The 25,906-nt window shown below is 52.6% G+C and carries 17 protein-coding genes; 4 read left to right on the forward strand and 13 right to left on the reverse strand.

The annotated features are described in order from the left end of the window. Positions 1-638: 638 nt before the first annotated feature. Positions 639-1,487, forward strand: coding sequence for an acyl-ACP--UDP-N-acetylglucosamine O-acyltransferase (lpxA, locus tag C7B82_RS28080; protein WP_106260351.1), 849 nt, complete (start codon positions 639-641; stop codon positions 1,485-1,487). Positions 1,488-1,595: 108 nt separating this feature from the next. On the opposite strand, the gene C7B82_RS28085 is transcribed toward lpxA, so the two are convergent. The 7 genes from C7B82_RS28085 to C7B82_RS28115 all read right to left on the reverse strand — a co-directional run bounded on the left by C7B82_RS28085 (position 1,596) and on the right by C7B82_RS28115 (position 13,713). Next, entirely contained in the window at positions 1,596-3,803 is a 2,208-nt protein-coding gene (locus tag C7B82_RS28085; protein ID WP_106260309.1) for an AAA family ATPase, read from the reverse strand. Between the two features lie 108 nt (positions 3,804-3,911). Next, entirely contained in the window at positions 3,912-4,526 is a 615-nt protein-coding gene (locus C7B82_RS28090; protein ID WP_106260311.1) for a HEAT repeat domain-containing protein, read from the reverse strand. Positions 4,527-4,651: 125 nt separating this feature from the next. Then, positions 4,652-6,946, reverse strand: a complete 2,295-nt coding sequence (locus tag C7B82_RS34465) for an ATP-binding protein (protein ID WP_106260312.1) — start codon at positions 6,944-6,946, stop codon at positions 4,652-4,654. A gap of 76 nt (positions 6,947-7,022) precedes the next feature. Then, positions 7,023-7,646 (reverse strand): SET domain-containing protein, encoded by a 624-nt coding sequence (locus C7B82_RS28100; protein ID WP_245940135.1) that lies wholly within the window; start codon positions 7,644-7,646, stop codon positions 7,023-7,025. Between the two features lie 198 nt (positions 7,647-7,844). Continuing rightward, the gene (locus C7B82_RS28105; protein ID WP_106260316.1) at positions 7,845-8,810 is read right to left on the reverse strand and encodes a PRC-barrel domain-containing protein; all 966 of its coding nucleotides are present in this window, start codon (positions 8,808-8,810) and stop codon (positions 7,845-7,847) included. Positions 8,811-8,868: 58 nt separating this feature from the next. Next, positions 8,869-12,603: a chromosome segregation protein SMC gene (gene smc, locus C7B82_RS28110; RefSeq protein WP_106260317.1), complete on the reverse strand. Its 3,735-nt coding sequence runs from the start codon at positions 12,601-12,603 to the stop codon at positions 8,869-8,871. Positions 12,604-12,951: 348 nt separating this feature from the next. Further along, positions 12,952-13,713, reverse strand: a complete 762-nt coding sequence (locus C7B82_RS28115; protein ID WP_106260319.1) for a sterol desaturase family protein — start codon at positions 13,711-13,713, stop codon at positions 12,952-12,954. A 164-nt stretch (positions 13,714-13,877) separates the two neighbouring features. Here C7B82_RS28115 and C7B82_RS28120 point away from each other — a divergent pair, with 164 nt between their 5' ends. Next, complete coding sequence (locus C7B82_RS28120) at positions 13,878-15,413, forward strand: RecQ family ATP-dependent DNA helicase (RefSeq protein WP_339375137.1); 1,536 nt, start codon at positions 13,878-13,880, stop codon at positions 15,411-15,413. A 232-nt stretch (positions 15,414-15,645) separates the two neighbouring features. Here the strand turns inward: C7B82_RS28120 and C7B82_RS28125 are convergent, their stop codons facing one another. Continuing rightward, positions 15,646-16,101, reverse strand: a complete 456-nt coding sequence (locus C7B82_RS28125; protein ID WP_106260320.1) for a QcrA and Rieske domain-containing protein — start codon at positions 16,099-16,101, stop codon at positions 15,646-15,648. A 51-nt stretch (positions 16,102-16,152) separates the two neighbouring features. On the opposite strand from C7B82_RS28125, the gene C7B82_RS32790 reads away from it, so the two are divergent. Further along, the gene (locus C7B82_RS32790; RefSeq protein WP_181357737.1) at positions 16,153-16,323 is read left to right on the forward strand and encodes a hypothetical protein; all 171 of its coding nucleotides are present in this window, start codon (positions 16,153-16,155) and stop codon (positions 16,321-16,323) included. 23 nt (positions 16,324-16,346) lie between these two features. Here C7B82_RS32790 and C7B82_RS28130 read toward each other — a convergent pair whose 3' ends face one another. Both C7B82_RS28130 and C7B82_RS28135 read right to left on the reverse strand, forming a co-directional pair. Then, positions 16,347-17,663: an APC family permease gene (locus C7B82_RS28130; RefSeq protein ID WP_106260322.1), complete on the reverse strand. Its 1,317-nt coding sequence runs from the start codon at positions 17,661-17,663 to the stop codon at positions 16,347-16,349. Positions 17,664-17,909: 246 nt separating this feature from the next. Next, positions 17,910-19,313 carry a dicarboxylate/amino acid:cation symporter gene (locus C7B82_RS28135; protein ID WP_219904741.1) on the reverse strand — a complete coding sequence of 468 codons (1,404 nt, stop codon included), beginning with the start codon at positions 19,311-19,313 and terminating at the stop codon, positions 17,910-17,912. 275 nt (positions 19,314-19,588) lie between these two features. Between C7B82_RS28135 and C7B82_RS28140 the strand changes: the two genes are divergently transcribed. After that, positions 19,589-20,419 (forward strand): dienelactone hydrolase family protein, encoded by an 831-nt coding sequence (locus C7B82_RS28140; protein WP_106260355.1) that lies wholly within the window; start codon positions 19,589-19,591, stop codon positions 20,417-20,419. A gap of 102 nt (positions 20,420-20,521) precedes the next feature. Here the strand turns inward: C7B82_RS28140 and C7B82_RS28145 are convergent, their stop codons facing one another. The 3 genes from C7B82_RS28145 to C7B82_RS28165 form a co-directional block, all read right to left on the reverse strand. Further along, positions 20,522-20,866: a carbon dioxide-concentrating mechanism protein CcmK gene (locus C7B82_RS28145; RefSeq protein ID WP_106260325.1), complete on the reverse strand. Its 345-nt coding sequence runs from the start codon at positions 20,864-20,866 to the stop codon at positions 20,522-20,524. Positions 20,867-21,006: 140 nt separating this feature from the next. Beyond that, positions 21,007-23,979: a DUF4912 domain-containing protein gene (locus C7B82_RS35325; protein WP_181357738.1), complete on the reverse strand. Its 2,973-nt coding sequence runs from the start codon at positions 23,977-23,979 to the stop codon at positions 21,007-21,009. 545 nt (positions 23,980-24,524) lie between these two features. Further along, positions 24,525-25,853, reverse strand: a complete 1,329-nt coding sequence (locus C7B82_RS28165) for a DUF58 domain-containing protein (protein WP_106260326.1) — start codon at positions 25,851-25,853, stop codon at positions 24,525-24,527. Positions 25,854-25,906: the final 53 nt, after the last annotated feature.

A 25,906-nucleotide genomic window follows, 5' to 3' on the forward strand; every position in this document is an offset into this window, starting at 1 on the left:
CGTCATTCAATTGAAGGCAAGGGAATCCTTCTCAACTTTACCCCCTTGTGACCCGTCAACAATTAATTGACAGACCACTAGTCAGTAAAGCCATTTGCTGATCCATAACATCCACACCCGATCGCCCACTCTGGCTGCACAGGCTTTTGGGTTGCAAAGCTGTGCGGGATCTTGTTTGCAAAGATGACGTGGCACAAGGCGGCAATCATCCAGCGATGATTGGGATGTATAGCAAGATGAGATGTATTATGATCTTTTCTGTGCCATTGCTGTCTCTCGAGTGCGATAACGCTTGCGCTATCACTGGCTTTCTAAGGGCTTTGTTCGCTTTAGAAAAAGATAGTGTGGTCGCTTAGACATGATTTCCCCCTTAATCATTTATTTTTCGTCGTGATAATTTATAATTCAAATGGATAGCTTCTGGCTGAGCATTAAGATGAAACCTTTTTTGACGCATTCAAGGCAGCTGCGAACCATTTTAATTGCTGATGATCGTCAATAATTAAGTAGCTCTAGAATTAGAATCCATAGAATATTTTTTGCTAGTGAATCGCTTAGAAAGTAACTGCTGGCACAGGTGATTGACAGACATCAGATAATTAACTTTTTTGATGCATTTCTTTAATAGGAGCGCGTTCTTGACTACCTTGCTGCATCCAACGGCGACCATTCATCCTGATGCTGAACTGCATCCAACTGTGCAAGTAGGAGCCCACGCTGTGATTGGGGCAAAAGTTAAGGTGGGTCCTGAAACAGTGATTGGCCCTAACGTTGTGCTAGATGGGTGGACTGAAATTGGCGCACGTAATCAGATTTTTCCAGGTGCAGCGATCGGCGTAGAGCCACAAGACCCCACCAGTAGTGGCACTAACAGTTTGGTGAAAATCGGCAATAATAATCAAATTCGGGAATACGTCACGATTAGCCGTTCAAATCGAGCGGAAGAGATGACGGTTATTGGTGATCACAACCTGTTAATGGCGTATATTCATGTCGCGCAGGGGTGTGTCATTGAAAATCATGTAGTGATTGCCAATGCAGTTATTTTGGGGGAGCACGTCCATGTGGAATCGCGAGCTTTCATTAGCGGTATTGGTGAAATTCACCCCTTTGTGCATGTCGGGCGGTTAGTAATGGTGGCCTTTATGCACCAGATTACACGCGATATCCCGCCTTATATGTTGGTAGAGGGGCAGCCAGCACGAGTGCGATCGCTCAATCGAGTTGGCCTGAAACGTGCAGGCTTGGCGGCAGAAAAAGAAGGGCAAGTCATTCAGACACTAAGAACGGCCTTTCGCTTGCTTTACCGATCGGGCTTCTCACTGGATGAGTCACTTGATCGGCTAGACACGCTGCCCGACAATGAGCATTTATTCCACTTGAGACAATTTTTACGCTCATCGCAAATAGAAGGACGACGTGGACTAACGCCCGGTAAGGGTTTAGGAAGCGACGAGAGCAGCATGGTATCGGTTGTGGACGAGTAGTAAAGTTTCGCCATTGCTTTCTAACGTTCACAGTTCAGGCTCTATAGACCTAACGACGAGCATGGACAAAGGCGATCCTCTGCACACGCTGTCCAGTAGCATAGAAACCTAACGACGAGCATGGACAAACGCGACCGCGCTATGCCATTTCACTGTTTGATTCACCAGACGAGTAAAGGCTGCCTGAACGTTAGTGATTTCTATTTTAGAAAGCTGATGCGCCAAATGCATAGCGTAGGTTGGTTGGGCATTGACGGGTACGAACCAGCGATCGATGAGTGCAGTGGTAACGAGCATTTCTGTAGACGATGGTTCGACTTGAATCTCAACCGCGAAGCCAGTGGTTTCAAAGATAGCTTGTAGATTCTGTCTATCCCAATTCACCATTGGATCGTCGGGCTGAGTGTAGATCGCATCTTCTGTCTTAACCAGCTTTTGGTAAAGCTTGGTGCTAAGCCACATTGGATCAAGCAGTTGGTAGAGCCGCTGCGCCTGACGGGGAATCACTTCTGCCAGCGTGATGGTGCCGTTTGGCTGTAACCAGTCCAGCAGCGATCGCACAATACCTGCCTTATCGACCTCTCGCATGATTGCATTCCGTCCAATAATGTGGTCAAAGCGCACATCGTTTGCCTGTCTTGCCAGAGCGGTAGGCAACTCAGTGAGGGATGTTTGCAGCACGATCGGACGCGTTAATTCTGAGAGGGCGGCGGCTTGCTGGGTCAGCGCGTCTGCATCTGTTGTGGTACGCACACAGGCAATCACGCTGCCTTCGGGTGCCTGGCGCACAGCTTCCCAGGTAAGTAAGCCAGTACCAGCGTTGAGATCCAGCACGACATGATGGCGCTGGAGGTGGGCGAGGGCAAAGAGGCGATCGCGTACCTCTCCTAACCGCTCACCTGACTTGCCTAACGTCCGTTGAAGCCAGCGCTCTTGAGCAGAATCCAACGGTCCAAAGGTCAGCCCTTCTGATGCTGCCGCATCGTCTACCAGCGCTGCCAGTTGTGCCTCACGCTGTCGTGCGACTTGAGTTTGAATCGCCGCTTCAAAGCCCTGATTCGACGGTTGGTAAAACACCTGACCTTGAAGGCTACTGGGCAAATACTGCTGGGCCACCCAGTGATCGCGATACGCATGAGGGTAAAGGTAGCCTGTACCATGACCAAAACCCTTTTTGTCTCGGTTGGCATCTTTAAGAGGATTGGGGACATCGCCCTCTCGCTCTTGCTCCACCGCCGCCAACGCATCAAAAAAGCCCATAACACTGTTGGATTTGGGAGCCGTTACCAGATAGAGGGTGGCGTGTGCCAGCGGATAGCGACCTTCCGGCAACCCGATCCGATCGAAGGTTTCGGCACAGGCATGCACGATCGCGATCGCGTTGGGGTCTGCCATACCGATGTCTTCACCCGCTAGAATCAGCAGCCTCCGGAAGATGAAGCGTGGATCTTCTCCTGCGTAGACCATGCGCGCCAGCCAGTAGAGTGCCGCATCGGGGTCAGACCCACGCACACTTTTAATAAAGGCGCTGATGGTATCAAAGTGAGCATCCCCTTCTTTGTCGTACAGGACAGCGCGACGCTGAATCGATTCTTCTGCGACTGACAGCGTGATATGGATGCTGCCTGCGTCATCCGGTGGCGTCGTCTCCACTGCCAGTTCCAGGGCATTCAGCAGCGCACGAGCATCCCCATTGGCGACATTCACCAGATGGTCGATTGCGTCTGCATCCAACTGCACCTTAAGCTTGCCATAGCCACGATCGCTATCCTGTAACGCTTGCTGCACGACCTTTCGCAAATCCTGTTCATCCAGTGGCTTGAGTTGGAAGAGGCGCGATCGACTGACCAGTGCCTTATTCACTTCAAAATACGGATTTTCGGTCGTCGCCCCAATGAGAATCACCGTGCCGTTTTCCACCCAGGGCAGTAGCGCATCCTGCTGTGCCTTATTGAATCGATGCACTTCATCTACGAACAGAATCGTGCGCTGACCGTACATACCGCGTTTATCTTGAGCAGCGGCGATCGCCTCTCGAATTTCCTTCACCCCAGACAGCACTGCATTGATCGCAATAAAATGCGCCTGCGTAGTATTGGCAATAATCCGGGCGAGCGTTGTCTTCCCCGTCCCTGGTGGCCCGTAGAAAATGAGCGACGAAAGCTGATCGGCTTGGATGGCTCGTCGCAACAGACGTCCGGGACCGACGATCGCATCTTGCCCCACAAACTCGTCGAGCGATCGGGGACGCAATCGTGCGGCTAGAGGTGCTTCGGCTTCAGTTCTATCGAAGCGATGCTGCTGAAAAAGATCCATAAAACATAACGGCTTGCCCCAGACCGCCGCGTTCAAGAAATCAGACTTGAAGAAATCAGACTTGAAGAAAGCGTCGGTCTTGCTTTAGTTGGAGATCTTGATAGTAGGCTATACCGCCAGTTTCTGTAGTCCAAGTCTGGCAGCTTCAGCGACCTGTGGATGACTATCTTTCTCCAAGTACTTCAATGCGGAGAGGCTTTTGGGTGTAGGCAGATTACCCAGCGCTTCGGCCAGGCGTTGGCGCACTAACCAGTCATCTGCTTGAGCAAACCGCAAGATGTGATCAACCGCCTCGATCGCCTTGATTTCACCCAACGCCGCAATCGCCGCCTGATGCAGCACCACTTCATCGCTGCCGAGTGCCTGAATAAGCGCATCATAGGCGCGTGGGTCTTTCAGGTTGCCGAGCGACACTGCTGCGCTAAACCGCACCAGCCAGTCGGTATCTTCATAAAAAGCTCGTACCAAAGGCTCCAGCGCTCGTGGATCTTCCAGATAACCCAAGGCTCCAGCGGCATCGGCTCGGATGCCATAATCCGGTTCATTGGTGAGAATATCGAGCAACAGCGGGTAACATTCGTCCGTTTGCTTTAAGCCCAGCGCGAAAACGGCCATCGATCGCACCTGAATGCTCTCATCGTTGAGCACTTTCTTAATGAGCGGCACAGCCTCTTCAGCGGAAACATCGCGCAGAGAAACCAAACCCAGCATGCGGTCTTTCATGCTTTGGCTCTCTAGCTGGACTGAAATTTGCTGTAAGTTTATAGAGTTCACGTTACAAAACGTTATATTTGTCCTCTCATTGTAGTAGCTGGTAGGAGATTACCCAAGGGAGGAGAACCGTTCTTTCAGGTCGGCTGCCGTACCGGAATCTCAAGCCAAAATTCGGCTCCTTGTCCTGGTGTCGAGATGCACTTCAAAACGCCGTAATGCTTTTCGACAATGATTTGGTAGCTGACAGAGAGTCCTAAACCAGTTCCTTTGCCGATCGGTTTTGTAGTGAAAAAAGGGTCAAACAGTCTGACGTGATGCTCTGGTGCAATACCAGGCCCATTATCGCGAATGCGAATGATGATGGAAGAGGGCGAGGACTGAGGGATATAGCTTGCTTCCGCTTCGCTATGAGGTGAGACGTAAGAAGTGAGGGAAGAATTTTGAGTGCCGAGTGCTGAGTACTGAGTGACGTCTGATCGCTGGCTGCTGACTGCTAACTCTTGACTGCTGGCTGCTGGCTGTTGACTGCTGGCAACGTCTGTTTGAATCGTTATCGTTGCTGGGTTAGCCGTTGCGTCGTCTTCAGAGCGCCCCTGATTGTACTTTTCCAGTGCATCGATCGCGTTGCTTAGCACATTCATAAAGACCTGATTCAACTGTCCGGCATAACATTCCACCAGCGGTAGGTTGCCGTACTGTTTGACCACTTCAATGGGAGCATGCCCTGGACTTGCTCTTAAGCGATTTTGCAGAATCAGTAGGGTGCTATCAATGCCGTCGTGGATATTCACGCGCTTCATGTCGGCTTCATCTAGCCGTGAGAAATTGCGCAGTGAGAGTACGATTTCACGAATGCGATCGGCTCCAATGCTCATCGAATCCAGCATCTTTTGCAAATCGCCGACCAGAAAATCGAGATCGACGTCTTCTCGATAGGCACGAATTTCTGGGTCTAGATCAGCGTACTTCTGGTTGTACATCTGAACCAGCGTCAGCAAATCTTTGGTGTAGTTCACCGCATGAGGCAGATTGCCGTAAATGAAGTTAATCGGATTATTGATCTCATGCGCAACGCCTGCCACCAATTGCCCCAGACTTGACATTTTCTCTGTTTGAATCAGCTGCGCCTGGGTTTGCTGCAGTGCATGAAAAGCCTGCGCTGATTTCAACATCTCTTTACGCAGTCTGCGTTCATTCACCGTCACCTGACCCAGCAGGGCATAAAACGAAATGGTCAATCGGCCCAGTTCGTCTTCACGGCTCATCAGCGTTTCGCTTTTAGCGCTGGTTTCTGCTAAACGATTGCACTCATCCATGATCGGCTGTAAGCGCTGGTTGAGGCGTTTCACAAACATCGCGACGACAAGACCGAGCACGATCGAGACGCCAATGATGGAGCCGAGTGCGCCGATCGCCGTAAAGCGAACAACCGGACCTAATACGACCGCTTCAGGAACCACTGCCATCAGCACCCAGTTGTTGTTAGGGATACGCTGATAGGCCCAGTACTCGCGCTTCCCCTTCGCATCTTGCCACTGAGTGACGCCGCTGCTGGAGCCTGTTTTAAGCTCATCCTGAATCCGCTGCCACAATCCGACATAGTTATTCATGCCAGGAAATTGCTTCAGATCATGTGTTTTTTGGGCATCGGCAGGATAAATCATTTGCGGATCCGGTGGATAGGCAATCAAACCACCTTTAGCACTGACCAGAATAAAGTAGCCCGCATCGCGCATTACCTGCGCTGACAGCTTCTTGCTGAGAAAGCTTAACTCCAGATCCTGGCTCAGTACGCCTAGAAGCTGCCTTTTATCGCTGTAGAACGGCATCGAATACGCCGTACTGACCAGAACCTGAGGTGGTTTCAAGGTGTCTTCCAGATAAGGCACCGGTTCCAACCAGAGCGGTCTTCCAACCGCGATCGGCTGGGTAAAATAGTTCTCCTGAAAGTTGCTTTGAGCCGATTCTCCGCCTTGTGATTCAATCTTGCCCGTTTTGGGATTGCGCACTGCATAGGGGTAGGCAAATTTTCGCGATGGAAGAATGAGGCGATTGTCTGGTGGCTGTCCAAAGCCCAGCCCTGTGCCCAACGGAGATGTTGCTAGAGCACGACCGAGCAAGTTGACATACACTGGTTCTCGCCGCTCACCCGCATCGTAAAGGGTCCTGATGGCATCAGCCACTAACTTCGTGGCTGATTCAAAGGTGTTGAGATCGCCGTTTAAGTTCTCTGCCTTGACCTGGAGGCTCGCTCTCAGTTCCGCTTCAGACTGCCTGGCCAGTTCCCAATAGGTTAAAAAGGCAGTGCCGACCAAGCCTACCAACGAGCCAGCGACCACGGATAAAAATAGCCGTGACCCAATCGAACGCATAATGGACAACCGCCGCTTGGGGGGCTGTAGGTCAGAGTCCGAGGCGATAGACTGCATAGGGATTCTCCTGAGACTCTTTCTCTAGCAGTTAATGGAAGGCAGATTGATCAATTTGGCTCACAACCTGCAAACGTTAGCTAACTGCTTTAAGTGCAGCAGCGCGATCGTAATAGCAGGCTAGGATTGAATCCATTTTGGCTTCTCCTCGAGCGATCGCAGTCACCTTTGCGATAAATTTATGGTCGATCAAGTGCTTCAACGGTTGCTCAACACAATTGAAAGAGAGCATTGCCTCAGCCGCCTTGTGATCCCACTCTGGGTAATAGTGCAGAATGTCATCGGGCATAACTGTAGTGCGTGCGCTGCCGCGTTCTGGAAAGCAGTAAAACGGTTTGTCTAAATTAAAGTAGCCGTAGTCATCGGTCAGTTCATCGCCAGGGTAAATGTCTCGCGCTGCCAACTCAAACTTATACGGTGTGGCAATGCAGCTTGAATGAAAGCTGTGGTTCACGTAGCGGGCAATATCCCAACACAAGATGTAGAGTCCCCGGTCATCTCGATAGCTGTACTTAATCAAGCGTTCGCGCCGTACGGCATCCAGTGAAGCGATATAAGACTCGTCAAACGCCTGATCGAGATCATCTAAGATCCACGTGATAGTGCCTTTGGGGATGAGTTTGGTTGCAAAAACACCGTAGCCAATAGATTCATTAATAAACCGAAGCTCTGTATGCGGATGCATCATTGCATTAGACAACCCTCAAACTTGAAAAACAGGCTGGCTCGAAACAAAGCTTAGTCGCAAATTGAAGCGCCTAATAGTTTAGCGACTATAAAGAATGCAAGCTTACCGTGAATGCATCAGAAGTTCAAAGGTAATTCTACGGAACATGGGCAAAAAGAATCGCGATCGCCGGAAGCTGGGTTTCTCCAAGAAACTCAGCTTCTACCACTCCTAATAGCCCTCTTCTTCATACTCTGGGGCTTTTGTTTTTTCAGGGATGTTGATCCGGGGTGCTTGATACGGCAAGGGCTTTTGCTCTTCATCTTCCCAGGCATCACCGTCAAGGTCTTCGTCTTCGTAATTGACGTCTGGATAGGGCTGCTGTGCCTCTGGACGCTTAGTGTAGCGATCGCGAGAGGGCGTTGCTTCACTCCAGTTATCTTCCTCTTCTTCGTCATAGTAGAGTGGCTCAGCACGGCGCTGCTGCTGACGAAGCTGACGGGGTGGTGCGTCGTTCCAGTGATCGTCGTCCCAGTTCTCTTGAACGACCGGCTCTTTCTGCCGGACAGGGGTAGAAATGGGGGTGCGTAAGCCAGTACCAAGCTGGTTGTCTGCCCGGACAGGAGGAATATAGTCGTCTTCTTCGTCTCGCTCCCAGGGGGGGCTGCCAATGCCAAGGCGCTCTAAAACGCCAACCGATAATTGAATGAGTCGTTCTTCCGAGCCTTCAAACACAATCAGGCGATCGGGACCACTGCTGACCACTTCATCGACTGGTAACTCATAGGTACTAACGACCTGATCGGGGATGAGGGGTAAGCCGATCGACGCCAGAATGAGGGATGTGACTTTGCCGCTATCGATATCGAACTTAAAGCCGCGCACCTTGCCTAGTAGTTCGCCTGTTTCAGTGACTACTTCACAGTTAATCAAGCTGCTATAAGACTCGACGTCAATATCTTCAATGACATCGTCGTTATCCACCAAAATGACATCACCAATCTGCCGGATGCTGCTCAGAAGCATCGGCTGCGGTGTTCCATAGAGCAAGTTTGGGCGCAGACTAAGTGCCACCACTTCTTGCTGGTCAATGTCTACCCAGAGCTGACTGATAACACCCAGTTTTTTGCCCGTATCGCGGGTAATGACCTGCGTGCCAAGGAGGTCTGAGCGTTGGCGGATCTCTTCAAATGCCATTATGGGTCGAATCCTGATTCGCGAAGCATGATCACTATCAAATCACATAGCGGTCAAATCATACAGAGGCACTCTGTGGCAAGAGGTTAATCCCCAAGACCTGCGTGTATGCTCCCCGCGCCTGCGTCACCCCAATGGTGCGGTCTGCTGACTCGATCATGGGTCGCCGCAGGCTAACGACAAGAAACTGTGCTTCCTGCGCCTGCTGTTTGATCATTCTAGCTAATCGCTCTACGTTTGCCCCATCCAAAAACATATCCACTTCATCAAAGGCGTAGAAAGGCGAGGGACGATAGCGCTGTAATGCAAAGATAAAGCTGAGGGCCGTGAGCGACTTCTCGCCACCAGACATTGAGGCAAGACGCTGAACGGGTTTACCTTTGGGATGGGCAACCAGATTCAGACCACCGTTAAACGGGTCGTGCGGGTCTTCTAGCTGTAAGTGACCGTCTCCATCAGAGAGCGTGGCAAAGGTGGACTGGAAGTTCAGATTAACGGCATCGAAGGCTTCTTTGAAAGCCCGTTGGCGCAGCGTAGTAAAGTTTTCGATGCGGAGGAGGAGTTCGGTGCGTTCTTCTTGCAGAGTGCGGAGCTTTTCGGTCAGTTCTTCGAGACGTGCCTGGGTACGATCGTACTCTTCCAACGCCAACATATTCACGGGCTCCATTGCCTGAAGGCGCTTCTGGAGCGATCGCAGTTCGTGCTGCAACTCCACCACGTCCCGCGTAGCCGTCTCGGGAATTTCCGGCAACGGGTCGGGTAATTCTGGCTGTTGCGCCTCTAGCTGGACTTGCAGTGCAGTCAATTCTTCTCGACGTGCCTGCTGGGTTTCCTGAAGCTTTTGCTGCTGCCAGGTTAGCTGCTGTTGCTGGGTTTGCTGCTCTCGCAACTGACGCTCGGCGCGATCGCGGGTTTGTTTTTCTAGCCCCAACCGTTGCTCTAACGCGGCCAGCGCCGCCTGCGTCTCGCCAATCTGTGCTTGCAGAGCTGATTGCTGACCGCTGACCGCTAACTGCTGCTTCATTTGAGTGGTTTGCTGTGTCCGGTATTCCTGTAAGCGCTCCTGCGCTTGCTGGACTTTTTCCTGCGATCGCTGGCGCTGGTTTTCCAGATCTTGTAGCCGCTGTTCGAGCGATCTCACTGCCAGTTCTCGCTGCGAGAGTTCGGCTTCTTGAGCACGCAGAGTCGTTTGGATGTGCTGCCATTCGCTGTGGGTCTGGGATTGCTCCAGATCAGCTAAAGTCTGTCGTAAGGTCTGTAGCTCGTGCTCTTGAGCAGGAATCTCAGCCTCCAGGGCTTGCAGGCGCGTTTGAGCAATCGCCAGCTCTTGCGTATTTTGAGCCATCTGCGTTTGCACCTGAGTTAGCGCAGCCGTAAGCGTCTGGTGTTCGGTATCCAGCTGCTGCGTTTGAAGTTGGGCTTCGCGGTGCTGCTGTCGCGCTTCTGCCAGCGCTTGAGTGCGCTCTTTGGTCAGTTGGGTTGCCCGTTGCATCGCATGGTCGCAGCGTTCAAGAATGCGATCGATTTCTTGCAGGCGATCGCGTAGTGCTGTGACTTCTGCTGATTCAGTCGCTTCTACAGTGCCGAAGTGAATCGATTGACGCTGGCTGCTGCTGCCACCCGTCATAGCGCCACTGGTTTCCAGCAATTCACCGTCCAGCGTCACAATGCGGTGCTGCCCCATTTGGCGACGGGCGGCGCTGAGGGTCTCAAACACAACGGTTGTACCGAAGACGTGGGCGAAGACATTGCGATAGCGATCGTCAAACTCCACCAGATTGATGGCATAGTCTACGCAACCGGAGAGCGATCGCACACCACTACCAGAAGGTGTGCGACCAGCTTGAATCTTGTTGAGCGGTAGAAACGTGGCGCGACCGGCTCGCTTCTGTTTGAGAATCTCAATGCCAGCAGCGGCAATCGCATCATCTTCAACTACTAAATTTCCCAGACGTGCGCCTGCCGCTGTTTCTAGCGCCAGTTGATAGCGGGAATCAACTCGTCCCAGTTGGGCAACCAGACCGCAAACGCCCGTTAGCCCCATTTGTAGGATGACCTGAGTGGCATGGGTGCCCTGTGCTTCCTGTATTGCCTGTGTCTGGGCTTCGAGTTTATCCAGTCGCCGCTGCTTCTCACGCTGTTCGTGCAGGAGCCGCGTCTGGGTTTCTTGCTGAATCTGAAGCTCTTGTTCGGCAGAGACAAGGCTTTGAGCGATCGCCTGGATCTGCTCCTGAGCCGCGATCAACCGTGTCTCAACATCTGCTTTCTGCGCCTGTCGATCGGTCAGGCGGTGTTGCAGCGTTTCCAGCGACTGAGTTTGCTCCTGTAGCTGGCGTTCGAGTTGGCGAGTGCGTTCCTGTAGCTGTGCCTGTTCGGTGCGTTGGGGTTCCAGTGCGTCAATGAGCGTTTCGATCGAGTGATGCAGGGCGGTTTGCTCTTGTACCCAGGCTTCGGCACTGGCGGCTGAGGCACTGGCGGCTTCGCGGCTTCGCTCCAGCGTCTGCTTCGCCTGATCCCGTTCTTGCTGCCGTGCGGCAATGAGTTGAGCCTCAGCGGTTTGCTCTTGGGTCAGGGTTTCGATCGCCTGCAGATGTTCTTGAAGTTCTTGCTGGGTTTGCGCCAGTTTTGCTGCCACATCGCGGCTGGATGTTTGTAAATCCTGTTCTTGCCGCTGGAGTTGGCGTAGCTCTGCCTCACGGGTTGCCAGCGTGGACTGGAGCGCAAGCTGTTCGTCTTCGCCAAGTGCACGAACACGGGCATTGAGTTGCTCCAGCTCAGCCGTCGCTTGCTGGATAGCGGTCGTTAGGGTACCGAGTCGGATAGTGAGATCGGCGTGTTCGCGATCGCCGCCGTCAAGCTGTTCGCGCAGCCGCTGAGCGCTCTGGAACGACTCCTGATAGCGGATAACGATTTCCCACTGGGCTTTCGTTTGCAGTTCGTGCCGCAGCTTTTTGTACTTTTCGGCTTTGATACGATCTTGGGCAAGGCGATCGCGCTGGTCGATCAGTTCCTTTTCGACGATGTGATAGCGGTCTTCGCGATCTTTGACGGCATCCAGCTTTTCTTTTGCCTGGTTAATCTTGCGATCGAAGGTGGCAACGCCTGCCAGTTCATCAATAATTTCGCGGCGTTCACGGGCATTCATGGAAATGATGCGCGTTACATCCCCTTGCAGCACGACGTTATAGCCTTCGGGATACACGCGTAAACGATTCAACTCTTCGTGGAGTTCGGTCAGGGTGCAGGGTTCGCTGTTGATGTAGTAATTGGACGTATAAGTGCCTTGCTGCGTGACACGAAGCTTACGGGTGACGCTCCATTCGGTGCGGATGGAACGCGTGACCTTACCGTTTTGCCCGTTCTCTGAATGTCCGTTCTCTAAATGTCCGTTCTCTGAATGATTGCTATCTGAGTGCCCGTTTAGATGACCGTTGCCGTTTTGGACATCCTCTAGGGCGTCTTCCTGGCGCATCGAGCCGTCGCTGTTGACCTGACGCTCGATCGTGTCTTCCAGCAATTCTGGCTCGTCTGACAGATCAAAGGTAACCGTGACGCTGGCTTCAACCGTAGAACGTCCACGAGTACTCTGCGTATGGTTGACCAGATCGGGAAGCCGCTCTGCCCGCATCCCCTTCGACCCTGCTAGGCCGAGACAAAACAGCAGCGCATCCAGCAAGTTCGATTTTCCAGAGCCGTTGGGTCCAGACACCACTGTAAAACCTGGCAGCAACGGAATCGGCGTTGTGCCCCCAAAGGATTTAAAGTTAGAGAGTTCTAGACGCTTAATATACACAGCTTAACTAAGCCGGTTAGGGGAGAAAAGTCAGTGTTAAGTGTAGCCTTTTAGCGATTCCGTGAACGGGGAAATCGCTGTTCTTCCTATTCATAGCACTATTTAGAACAAATGTTCTATGAATGAGGTTTTTTGGATGTGCTCTGAACTACGCACACAAGGCAGGCCAATCATCAAGGTAGACAGCGATAGCAACGATCGCTTGCAGTGGTTTAAGTCAAGATTCTAACGAACCGGCAACGCCACAAAAGATCTTTGTCCTTACGCCTCTTTCTAAATCGTTCTCACCTGTTTAAGGATGCACTTAATTGCAGTCATTCTAACGAGCCTGAGAGCCATCTTTACCGCTCAAAAACGTCTGAGAGACGCATCAAAGGTCTGCTCATAGCTGGGGTCGTTCGTGCCCAGCAGTTTGTCCCAAAACGTGAAGTACAGTCCGTAGTGCAGATTATACTTGCGATGATGAATGGAGTGATGGGCGGGCCCAATACACCAGCGTCCCAGCCAATGGTGAGGAAAGGAAACAGGCAGAAGCTCCAGCCCAAGATGGTTGACCACTGCCCATGCGGTCATTGTCATGAGAATCGCAATCAACGCGGTGTAATGGAGAGGCAGCACAAACACAATGCCGACCAGAAATAGTCCCTGAATGAGTGCTTCTGGTGGATCAAACGCAAACGATGTCCATGGAGTTGGATGGCCCGATCGGTGATGTCCCTGGTGCAACCACTTGAAGAGCAAGGGATGGTGGAGCAGTCGATGCACGAAATAGAAGTAGGCATCTTGAAGGATCAGCACCACTCCGTAGCTGGCGCCTAAATACCACAGCCCGTGAGCATGGATATCGAGATACAAGCGTGTGACGCCCAAATCGTACCCTGACATCACGATCGCTGCACAAAGGGCAAAAATCATCCCAGAGAGTACGGACAGTTCAATATCTCGTCGCATCGATCGCCACGCTGAGGCTTTTAGACGCACTGATTGCCTGACAAACTGCTCTCTAAACGAATAGAAAAACCAATACGTGCCACCCGCAATCAAAAAGTAGCGTACGAGAATGAGCCCGCAGAAGACAATCCAATAGAACCAAAAGGGACGGTTCAGCAATGCAACCTTACCTCTTTGAAATGTGATGGCCCGACACGACCGGATCACCCAGTCAGCACCGTAGGCATGATGATACCGCAGTGTTTACCACCTCTCTCACTCTCGCTCTAACTGCCGTGATCGGGCTCTTCCCTTAGATTCATCTATGCCTGATGGATTGCCTGATGGCGATAGATAGCAATCAGCATGGCAAAAATGGGCACGCTGACAACGCGATCGACCACGTTTTGCTATCAGGAAACCCTGGCATGAATCATCAGGCTGCCTCGTCTTCGCGTGAAACCATTCGCGCACAGTTGCAACACATTTGGGGCTACTCAGAGTTTCGATCGCCACAGGGAGAAATCGTCCAGTGCCTGTTAGAGCAACGGGATGCACTCATCATTATGCCGACAGGTGGGGGCAAATCCATTTGCTTTCAGCTTCCCGCCTTGATGCAAACGGGATTGACGATCGTCGTTTCGCCCCTGGTGGCGTTGATGGAAAATCAGGTGCAGGAGCTTCGCCAGCGTCGACTGCCTGCTGCGTTGCTGCATAGTGAAGTGCCCAAACAACAGCGCAAACAAACGCTCTGGGCATTGGAAAATCAAAGCTTGCGGTTGCTCTACCTTTCGCCTGAAACGCTGCTGAGTGAGCCTGTGTGGGAGCGTTTGTGTCAGCCAGAGTTAAAGATTAACGGGCTGATTTTGGATGAGGCTCATTGCCTAGTCCAGTGGGGCGATACGTTTCGCCCAGCGTATTACCGCTTGGGTATGGTGCGTCCAGCGCTCTTGCAGTCGAAGCCAGAGGGGACGAAGATGGCGATCGCGGCCTTTACCGCAACCGCTAATCCCGACGCACAGAAAACGATTCAGCAGGTGCTGCGACTTCAGCAGCCAGAGAGCTTTCGGCTCAATCCCTATCGCGCTAACTTGCACCTCAATGTGCAGGTGGTCTGGACGCCGAGGCAACGACGGCAGCAGCTGCTCAAGTTCATTCAGGCAAGACCAGGACAAACGGGATTGGTCTACGTCCGCACTCGTCGAGATGGTGAAACGTTGGCAGAATGGCTCTTGCAGCAGGGTTTTCAGACAGCGGCATATCATGCAGGCTTGAGCCCCGATGAGCGGCGGCAGATTGAAAAAGCCTGGTTGGGTGGCTCAACGCAGTTCGTCGTTTGCACCTGTGCGTTTGGCATGGGGATAGACAAGCCAAATTGTCGTTGGGTCGTACATTTCCACGCCCCACTGCTGCTATCGGAGTATGTGCAAGAAGTTGGACGCGCGGGGCGGGATGGCAAACCTGCCACTGCCCTCACGTTAATTAGCGAGACAACGGGGTTTCTCGACCCAGACGACAAGCAGCGCCGACAGTTTTTTGTGGAACAGGCGCAAAAGCAGCAGCGATCAGCTCAAGCACTCAGCCACAAATTGCCACCTCAAGGAAACGTTGTCAGCGTCAGCAGGGAATTTAAGGAAGGCGCGATCGCCCTTTCGCTTTTGAACAGTACCGGACAACTCGAATGGTCAGATCCGTTCCACTACGTGATGAAACCTGGAAACGATCAGCCTGCTGGACAAACGAATACCCATGCCGCCAAACAGATGACCGACTACCTCAAGACAAAAGACTGTCGTTGGCGCTTTTTGCTCGGTGCGTTTGGGTTTGCGCTAGAGGCAACTAACTTGCGCTGTGGACACTGTGATAACTGTTGTCGCTAAAGCCCCAGAAGAGAAGACGTATTGCAATGCACCAACGAAATCCTCCTTGGTCTTACAACATGACTCAACGCCCCCTCTCTTGCTGCTGACCCATTGAGTCTTTAAGTGATTCCTGAAAAAAAGATACCGCTTGGTAGGAGGCAGGTTTTGCCAGCGTCTTTGCCTCCAGACCATTGCTTGGGTGCCAAACTTGCCCCTACGGATCTTTTGTTTGCTCGAAATCTCTTTAGTCCTAACTCTGTTTGATCACCACCGAGTCGCCTTGAATACTGGCTTGATACGTGGGCAATGGGCGGGCAGCCGGACCCGATTGCACGTTGCCATCAGATCCAAATTTAGCAGCGTGACAGGGGCAAACAAACGCCTTTTGCTCAGAGTTCCAGGCAACGGTACAACCGGCATGAGTACATTTAGGGTTGACGGCAATCAGAGCTTTGGGATCAGCAGGGTCTCGAGCCACCAAGACTTGCCCGATCGGGGTCTTTCCGTTTAACAGTTGCCCAGATTTATCTAGATCGCTCACCAAGCCAACCTGTACGTTGCCTGCAGCGCCTGAGCTAGAACTAGAGGGGCTCTCCTGAGTCGGAATAGAGCTGGATTGATCAGAAGAACAAGCCACGATCGCCACAGGCAGACAACTGGCAATCCAACCGACCCCGACCCACGATAGAAACGATCGACGATCCATGAGCAAGCCCTTCAAAAATAGTGGTTTACGTCAACAGTAGATTGAGTGCCAATGCTTCCTGATTCACCACTTTCTCTCCATCACCAGGACATTCTTGAGATCGGGTTCTGCCTCTCGTTCCGGTTGCTTACCGACCAGCAGTCAGCTAATCGCTATGTCGCCCAAGCCGTTGATGCACATACGACCGCGATCGCTCAAGCCCTCATCCATCACTGTCATTAATGCGTTCCAGCGAGCCACTGTAGCTAGGTGGCCTTCTGTTTCATCAAAGCATTTCGCATCAGAACCAGGAGGAAGCCCAGACCAGTAAAGGCGGTGGCTAAAAGGTGGCTTTCTCTAGACGCAAAGGCAATGAGTACCACGTTGGAACCGAGCGCTAGTAATGGAACGATCGCAGGCACTCGAAACCCTTCAGTCTCCGCTTCTCGACGTTTGATGATGAGCAGTGACAGATTCACCAAACAGAACATGGCGAGAATGAGCGTCGCAGTAGTGCCCGCCAAAAATTGTAGGGTGCCTGACAGCGCCAGGAAGATGGCGATCGGCAGAATCACGACGATCGTGCGGTAGGGTGTGGCGCGTGTCGCGTGTAGTTTGCTAAACCAGGCGGGCAGCAACCCATCGCGCGACATGCCAAAGAGCAAGCGCGAAGCCGTAATGAAGTTCAGTAAAGCAGTGTTGAGCACCGCAAACAGCGCGATGAAGGTAAACACGACGCCTGGAAAATTGGGCTGTGCCCGAAGCACTACATCCAACAGCGGTGCACCAGACGCAGACAGTTCTGCAGGACTCAAGACCTGAGTCGCCAGCCAGGCAACCAGGATGTAGATCACTCCAGCAATGCTGAGTGACAACAAAATCGCTCTGGGTACATTGCGTTCAGGGTCTTTCACCTCTTCCGCCACGTTCACAATGTCTTCAAACCCAATGAAGGCGTAAAAGGCAAGGGCGGCTCCTTGGAAAATGGCAACCCAACCCAGTGTTTGTCCACTGACTACAGGAACCGCCACAGCGGCATTGCTGGCTGCGCCACCGCTGACAAAGAGGGCTGACACCAAAATCACGATCAGGAGACCAGAGACTTCAAGCGTCGTACAAAAAATGTTGAGGCTAGACGATTCCTGCATGCCGCGAAAGTTGATCAAGGCGAGACCACCAAACAGCGCCAGGACAACCAACCAGGCTGGAAAAATGGGAGCAAATGTGGTCAAGTACCCCGCAAACGCTTTGGAAAGGGTTGCCATTGAAACAAGACAGGTGCAAAACATGAGCCAACCGACAACGACCGAGAGCCACTCGGTACGAAAGGCTCGATGCACAAAGCACGCCACCCCACCACTCAGCGGAAAGCGGCTACCCAGTTCGGCATAGCTGAGAGCGGTCAGCGCTGCGACGGACATCGCTACTAAAAAAGAAGCCCAAACGAACGCCCCAGAGAGTCCGGCGATTTTGCCCACAACGGCATAAATACCAGCCCCAAGAATATCGCCAACACCGTAAATAACGAGCGTGGGTAAGCCAAACACTCGCTTTAGTGACGCTGTATCTTCAGTCGTTTCCATACTCTCTTTGCTCAGGTAGGGTTAAAGCGATCGACTTATCTAATAGGTTTTGCAGCCGTAAATGGACGCACCGATACTAAAGAGATTTCGAGCAAACAAAAACCACGTGGGAGGAGGTCTGACACCCAAGCGATCGGCTAGAGGCAAGATGCTGGCAAAACCTGCCCCCTACCAAGTGGCACCTTTTTTCTCGGAAATCACCTAAACGACTGTTTCAAATTTCAAAAGCGATGGGCTCCCAGCTGGCTAGTCAACTTCAGACACGAAGGCTTCTTCTAGAGCGGGTTCCATTGCCAGCTTAGGCTCCTTACCATCGAGCAAGCAGCTTACGGTCATGTCGCCCATGACGTTGATGCACGTGCGGCAGCGATCGAGAAACCAATCTACCGTAATCAGCAGCGCGATGTATTGCGTCGGCAAGCCGACAGCGGTAAACACCAGCGTCATCGTGACCAGTCCCGCTTCAGGAATGCCAGCCGCCCCCACAGACGCAAAAATGGACGTTAAAACCACGATCAACTGCTGCTCCAGGTTCAGATTTAACCCTAATATTTGCGCGATAAAAAGGGCTGACATCGCTTCATACAAAGCCGTACCGTCATTATTGAAGTTACTACCTACCAATGCGCCCAGCGATGCCGATGACTCTCGCAAGCCCACTTTATCGATCAAGCCTCGAAAGGTAATGGGCATGGTTGCCGTTGAGGACGCGGTTGAAAAGGCAGTGGTCAACGCATCAGAAGCACCCGCCAAAAAGAGCCTTGGTTTGACCCAGGAGCCGAGGCGAACACGCAAAAGGTAGTAACACCCTTGCAGAAACAGCGCCAGTAAAACAGCGATGATGAATGCTGCCAACGCTTTGAAGGGTGCAAAGCCCTTGAGGGTAACGGTGCTTGCAACGATGCCAAAAACGGCGATCGGCACCAGCATAATCACCCACGTCAGAATGCGAATCACCGCTTCAAACATAATGGTGATGAATTGCTCAATCGGACGGTAATCGCTTCTACCCGCCGCCACCTGCTCTGACTTCAAAGCCCGCAAGACAATGCCAAACGACAGCGCGACCACGATCAACTGAATCACATTGTTGTCGGTTAGCGGTTTCAGCACCGCTTCCGGCACACTGCTTTCGACCAATCCCCAGGGGTCAAACTGCTTGGTCATGCCTTGTGCGTCCCCAGCAAAACTAATTTTTTCCCAGGTGCCGGGACGCAAGACATTTGCCACAAAGAGACCAATCAAAATTGCAACTGTCGTATTGCCGAGCAAGATCAGGGCTAAACGGCGACCAGAGCGACCAGGAATGTCGGTTGTCAGAAAGGAGTGCAGCACTGCCAGTAAAATGAGTGGCGTCGCGAGTGCCCGCAGTGCTTTGAGTACCAAACTACAAGGAATTGCCAGATCTTTGGCAAGTTCGGCATTTTGAGGACTGGGGTTGCCAGCACCCAGCAAAACTCCTAGCCCGACTGCCAGCACGAGTGCAGCTAAAATCTGAAGGTAGAGTGGAATGGTTTTGCCAAACAGGCGCAGTCCTTGCTCGTGTTCACTCATACTGATGACTCCAGAGGGGGGGCTAATCTCACTAGAATGCAGAATGCACGCGATCGCGTCAAGTGTGCGACCATATCTGGCTCTAGAGCGTTGCATAACGTTACGATTTGATTGTCAGCTGTCAGCTATCAGCCTTGAATCTTCTGCCCTCTAAGACAAGTTCACCAGTTTAGGAGCTTGCTAGTAAACAAAAGCCCTGTAGGGGCAGGTTTGACCACAAGCTTAACGGCTAGATCACAGGACGCTGGCAAAACGTGCCCGTACCCAGCTTGGAAAGCTCCTTCAGAGACTGACTGCATCAGAAGGATGATTTCACTAGAGATTTTTTTTGACACACTGAGACCGAAGTGTTTTTGTTCAAACAGTACATCATGCCAGATCTTACACGTCGCCGGTTTGTGATTACAGCTGCCTTTGCCAGTGGTTTTGCACTCGCAGTCCAACCGATCGCGTCTAGCGCCATCATGACTGGTGCTGAAGGACTCATTGCTGGTGCGGTCAAGATTCCTGCTAAGGATGGCGAGCTTTCTGCTTACAGAGCAATGCCTGCGACGGGTGGAACCTTTCCGATCGTGCTAGTCATCCACGAAATTTTTGGGGTTCATGCCCATATTGAAGATGTTTGTCGCCGCTTTGCCCGGTTGGGATATGTCGCGATCGCGCCTGACCTATTCAAACGGCAGGGTGATGTCTCGAAACTGAGTAGCATTGATGAGATTCGCCCCGTTGTTGCCAAAGTGCCAGATGCTCAGGTGCTGTCTGATCTGGATGCTGCCGCCGCCTGGGCAGTGAAAGCCTCGAAGGGCAATGCAGCGAAATTAACGACAACAGGCTTTTGCTGGGGCGGACGCATCGTCTGGCTCTACGCGGCTCACAATCCCAATGTGAAAGCGAGCGTAGCGTGGTACGGGCGATTGGTCGGCGATGGTATGCCACTCATGCCCAAAAATCCGATCGACATTGCCTCGACCCTAAAAGTCCCTGTCCTTGGGCTGTATGGCGGCAAGGATACAGGGATTGCGCTGGATAGTGTGGAGCAGATGCGCGATCGCCTAAAGTCCAGCAGCAGCAAATCCGAAATTGTTGTGTACCCTAATGCACCGCACGCCTTTTTTGCCGACTATCGCCCGTCTTACCGTGAAGCGGATGCTAAAGATGGTTGGCGGCGACTTCAGGCATGGTTTAAGCAACATGGGGTCTAAGAGCTAAGCATCAGCGATGAGTGCAAGCTTGACTGCTGACCAAACAGCATACTGTTTTATCAGCACCACATTGAACAAGCACTCAGCCAGTTTTGAGATCCTTTAACTGACCAGCGGTGGGTTGTCGACCGTTGCAAGATATTGTGCGAGTTTGGCGTTTGGTTTCATCGACTTCAGCACGTATTCCAAGTTTTCGCTGGGTCGGGCAATCACGTGAGAGGAAAGATAGAGCGGTTTGTCTCCAATCATTCGTTTTGCCGCCTCCACACCCGCCTCCACTGACATGTTGACTTCAGAAACATCACCTCGAACAATGACTGTGTAACGAGCACCACTGACTTTTTCCGTTCCGACAAGCGTCACGTTCGCTGCTTTACACATCGTATCTGCTACTGATAAGGCAGGGGGAAGCCCCAGTACCTCAACCATTCCAACCGCGTTCGCCATTGTGCGCTCCAAGATTAATTTGCCCTAGCTGGTGTTACGCATCACACTGAAACGTAACAAATACCAATGGCTACTTGTTCAAGTAAAACACACAGACTGGAGCTTGTTATGCATTGCTCACATTGTTAAAACCATACGATCTAAAACAATTCGTCTACGGCTTCACCTTTGGTATTGGTGTTGCGGTGAGGCGTTTCGCGGTCAAACCGCATGTGGATGGAACGCGTTTGCTCACCATCGGCAGCCACGGCAATAATGGGGAAATTGAGCACACCATCCTGGAAGGACATTTGGAACCGGAAGGTGCCATCGGGGTTGAGCTGAATGGGACGACCATCGATCGTTACGGTGGCATCCGGCTCCGTCGCACCGTAAACAATGAGTTCAGCATCGGCAATGAGCCAAAACTTACGTGCCCGAAGGGGTGGCATGGACGCGCCAAACCCAATCCCCGACATACCAATCCCTGACATCGTTAAACCAGAGACCGTTGGGACACCCGGTACAGCCCATGCACCAACGCCCGATGGGAAGACGTACGAGCTGACTGTCTGCTGCGGGATCTGCTGCATGGAACCCGCGACATGCTGCATAGAGCCGAAGAGAGAACCTGCGAGTCTCAGCGATTCGGTGGCTTGCGCCAGACCAAAGACCTGATCGTCGAGGGGGCTGACGGCAGCAGTCCGCTTCTCAGGAGAGATTAGATCCAGTAGAGTTAAGCCTCGCAGATCGTCATCCCAGGCGACCGAGGCAAAGTGGTCTTCAAACCAGTCGGAGGGATAGATCGGTGGAATGCGAACCGGATTCGATCGCGCTAGCAGTAGCCAGCGACCATCGCCCGTGAGATAACCAATTTCGGCAATGTAATCGCGATCGCTCACAGGAATGGGCACATACCAATCACGCGCCAACTCGTCACAGTCAAACTGCTGCAAACTGTGAGCACTTTCATGGTTGAGATCCACATCAGTGACATCATAAAGCCGCAAGGCAAAGCGTTGTCCACCCTGTTGCCGTAGCTCCTCTTTGTGTTCTTGAGGTGCATCCCAGTAGGTATAGCCCCATTGTGGATCGCGAGGCATGAGGACGATGCGGCTTTCACCATAGCCCTCTGGCAAATCAGGTAGCCCCTCGTCTACTGAAGCCAATGACTCACTGCTGAGGTCGGTTTGACCGACGTTATACTTAGCGGCTTCAACGTCAGTCTGAGCTTTGTTGCCGAGCACTCCTAAGGCTGCTAATCCCGCTCCCGCTGCCAGCGCTGCGCCTCCAATGGCGGCAGCACCATCAACGCCACCAGCAACATCGGTTGACGGGATGCGAATCGAGTTAGAGCGTGCCAGTGCCAGCCAGTAGTGATCTTCAGTCACATAGCCAATTTCAGCCATGTAGTCGCGATCGAGTCGAATGGCTGACGTATGCTCTACTGCATCTTCTGCAACAGAAAACGCCTGAAAACTCTGAGGGCGCTGCTCCGCTAGATTGAGACCAGTAACATCGTAGAGCCGAAGCTTTAGGTCACGTCCGCCCTGGTGCCGCAGTTCTGCTTTATGCGCGTCAGGTGTCTCCCACTCAGCATGCGCTTGTAGATCGGGGTATGCAGTTAGCGTGATTTTGCTGCGATCGGTTGTACCGCCAACTGCCATGCCAGCGAGTGCCGCAGCGCCAGCACCAGCTGCCAGTACGCCACCGGCCAGCGCTGCACCACCCGGAAGTCCACCGGCTTCCGGTAGATTGACAGCAGGGGCAGGGACATCGACAGCAGGGACATCCGGTGGTTCGATTGCGACACCGTCGATCGAGGCTGCGGCCTCTTCGTGATCTCCTAGTGTGGCAGCACCAGCCAAGCCAGCCGCGCCGGCTAGTCCAGCCGCACCGGCACCAGCTAATCTGGCACCAGCTAATCCGGCAGTCGGCAGTGTCCCCGTTGCTGGAACATCCGGTACCGGTGGTGCAACAGGTGGCGTAGGACGGCGATCGGGCGATGTCGTCACGGCTGGCGGTACGGTTGGCTCTACCCCAGCACGTCGACCCTTCAGCCAGAGCCACAGTGGTATGCCAATCAACGGTAGCAGTAGCAACCACCAGGGGAAGCCTCCCTGTGCATCAGTGCTACTGGCTCCAGGGGGCGCAACAGCAGCGTCCGATGTGACTGTGGGACTCGCCGCTGGACTAGGCGAGACAGATGGACTGACAGGAACTGGGCTAGCAGCCGCTGCTTGTGTACCCGTTTCTCGTGCTGCTTCGATGATGGCTTTGCTGGCAGGTGCTGTGGCAACGCCCAAAAAGGCCAGAACAGCAGGGCTTGGAGTGCCTTTGTAGACGTATGCCAGGGGTTGAGAGAAGGGGTAGCGTGGGTCATCAGGCAGAGTTCTATGCATCGAAATGATGCGAACGTCTTTGCGATCGAACACCTGGTCGGCAATTGCATATCCAATGCCATCCGGTCCTAAAGCCTGGATAACCTCGTCTGTGCTGTCTTTGGCGGTTTGTTTGATATTCGCACCTGCTTTGAAGGGCGCTTTCTGAAACACAGGATAGGGACGGAATGCTTGACGGGTATCGCTAAAGGTGGGGCGATCGACAAACCGAATACGACCTGAAGTCTCACCCAACTCCGACCAATCCTTAATTTCGCCTCGGAAAATCTTGGCAAACTGCTCAAACGTGATGTTCCCAGTGAAGGAGTTATTGGGACTCACGATGATGGCAATCTTGTGCCGCGCGATCGGAGTGGCAACCAGTCCTTTTTGCTTTTCCTGTGCCGTGAGTGGACGACCGATCGCTGCTATATCAACCGTTCCATCTAACAGTGCTTTTAGTGCCGCATCGCTGCCTTCCTCAGACAGGGTAACGCTCGTGCCTGCATATTTCTCTTCGTAGGTTTTCTTCAGCGCCTGGTTAATGGTTGCCATGCTGCTGGAGCCATCCACCCTAACCGTAGAACCACTCGGAACAACAGGTGGTTGTGAGAAGGAAGGCGTTGGCGTTTGCGCCAGCACTGGGTCAAGCGTCAGCACCGATACTAAAGGCTTAGATGCCGTCAGCAGGGCTAAAAGCATTGCCAGACCGAGCATTGGAGTGTCTTTTGGGGGCGACGTTCGTTGCGGCATTGGTAGTAAAAGCTTTTTGGAACACTCTGTAAAAAGCCCTGAATAAAAGCACCCTAAGCTTAAAAGCAGTTTACACAGCCCTGACCGAGGTTAACTTTTGCAAAGGACGAGCCAATTATACAGTCACTACGTCTGCGGTAAAGATCGCCAATGCAACGAATTTTTCTCGGAAGGATCAACTCAATGTCGTTACGCGATGCCCAATGAACTCAGAACGCTGTGCTTGACGGTAGTAGAGCCTGAGTAATCAAAGCGATAGAGAAACCGGGTTTCTGCCACTGCTCAATCGTGAACATGTGGCTCGTTGAGCAGCCCGGTTTCTAGATACAGCTCTTTCTCAGGACTGATGACAGTTGGCGAATGCTTATGCTTTATCAATTATTCATTCTTTCTTGATGGGAAATTAACCCAACGCACAAAGGCATCGCTTAGAGTGGAATAGTTTCAAGGCAAGTTACCAGTAACTCTATCAGCAACTCTATATTTAAGCCCCCCCGGCTCTTCACTGAGTTGGGGGGTATTTAATTTAAATGGTTCTAATGCTTTTACAGTTGACTACGAGCCTTTAGTTGCAGGTAACGCTCGACCAACTGGTCACTGATCTGATCAGCGGGCGCATCGAGCACAAGCACTCCTCTTTGTTTGAGTTTGGCCAGGGCAAGCTGACGTTGTGCCAGCAAATCTAAGGCAACTGCACGGGCATAGGTAGTAGGAACATCAGCAGTGAGGGTGTATGCTTGTTGGTCGACCTGGGGATCGCGCAGGGTGACGCAGAAGGGCAAATGGCGTGGGGCAAGCCGCCCCATTGCAGCCAGCAGTTCGATCGAAGCGGTCGAGTCAATCACTTCAGTAATAAGTACGACCAGCGCACGGCGCGTTTGGCGGGTAGCGACAGTTGTTACGGCGCTCATATAGTCTGGTTCTAAAAGCTCAGGGTAAATGGGCGTTAGTCGCTCAACTAGCTTTGGCAGCTGGGTTTGACCCCGTTCGGGTGGAATCCAGGTATGCATCTGGCGATCGAAGACCCCAATGCCTACGCGATCGCCCCGGTTGAGTCCCGCCAGTGCCAATGATAGTGCCGCATTCAAACCCCAATCAAAGCGTGCCAAGCCGTTTACCTGAGCCGTCATCAGCCGTCCACGATCGAGCAGGACAAGCAATGTTTGTTCTTGCTCTGGCTCCAACACTCGCACCAGCACCCGACTGCGACGAGCTGTAGCCTTCCAGTCAATCAGGCGAGGATCATCCCCTGTGGCGTATTCGCGCAGTTCCGAAAATTCGGTGCCCATGCCTTGACGACGCGCACGCCGAATATTGCCGCTCGTTTGCAGCGTCAAGCGAATGGAGAGCGATCGCAGACCCATCAGGTCAGGATAGACCGCTACAGTATCTCGCTTAGGTACTTTCCAGTCGTGCCACGCCAGCCCCCAGGCACCCAACTGACGCACCTGAATGTCTCCCCAAACGTACTCTCCCCGCTTGGATGGAAAGACTTGATACGTCAGTGTTTCACGGCTGTGAGCGGGTAAGGACAGTCTCAGCGGTTGGGGGTTTGCTGAGAAGGCTGGTGGATAAAAGTCCCGAATTTGCAGAACGGCAGACTGATAGCCCGTTTTCACGGTTAGCTGTACCGGATTATCGCGCCCAATCGAAAGACGCTCCGGGCGATCGCGCTCCACAACCACCCGATGCGTCTGAACCCGCCGCCCATCCAGGACTGCTGCTACTAAGACAGCCACATCAAATCCCAACGTCAGGACGATCGCCAGACCCAGAAATTGCGGGTTAATGACATCCGAGCCGATCGTGGCAACCCCTAGCCCGATCGCCGTACCGAATAGCAACAGTTGATAAACGCGACGGGAGGGAATCATCAAAGGAACCGCGTGATATTGGCAAGAACCGCTATCATCCTAACCTTGGGGAT

The sequence above is a fragment of the Stenomitos frigidus ULC18 genome, from assembly GCF_003003795.1.
Lineage (GTDB): Bacteria > Cyanobacteriota > Cyanobacteriia > Leptolyngbyales > Leptolyngbyaceae > Stenomitos > Stenomitos frigidus_A.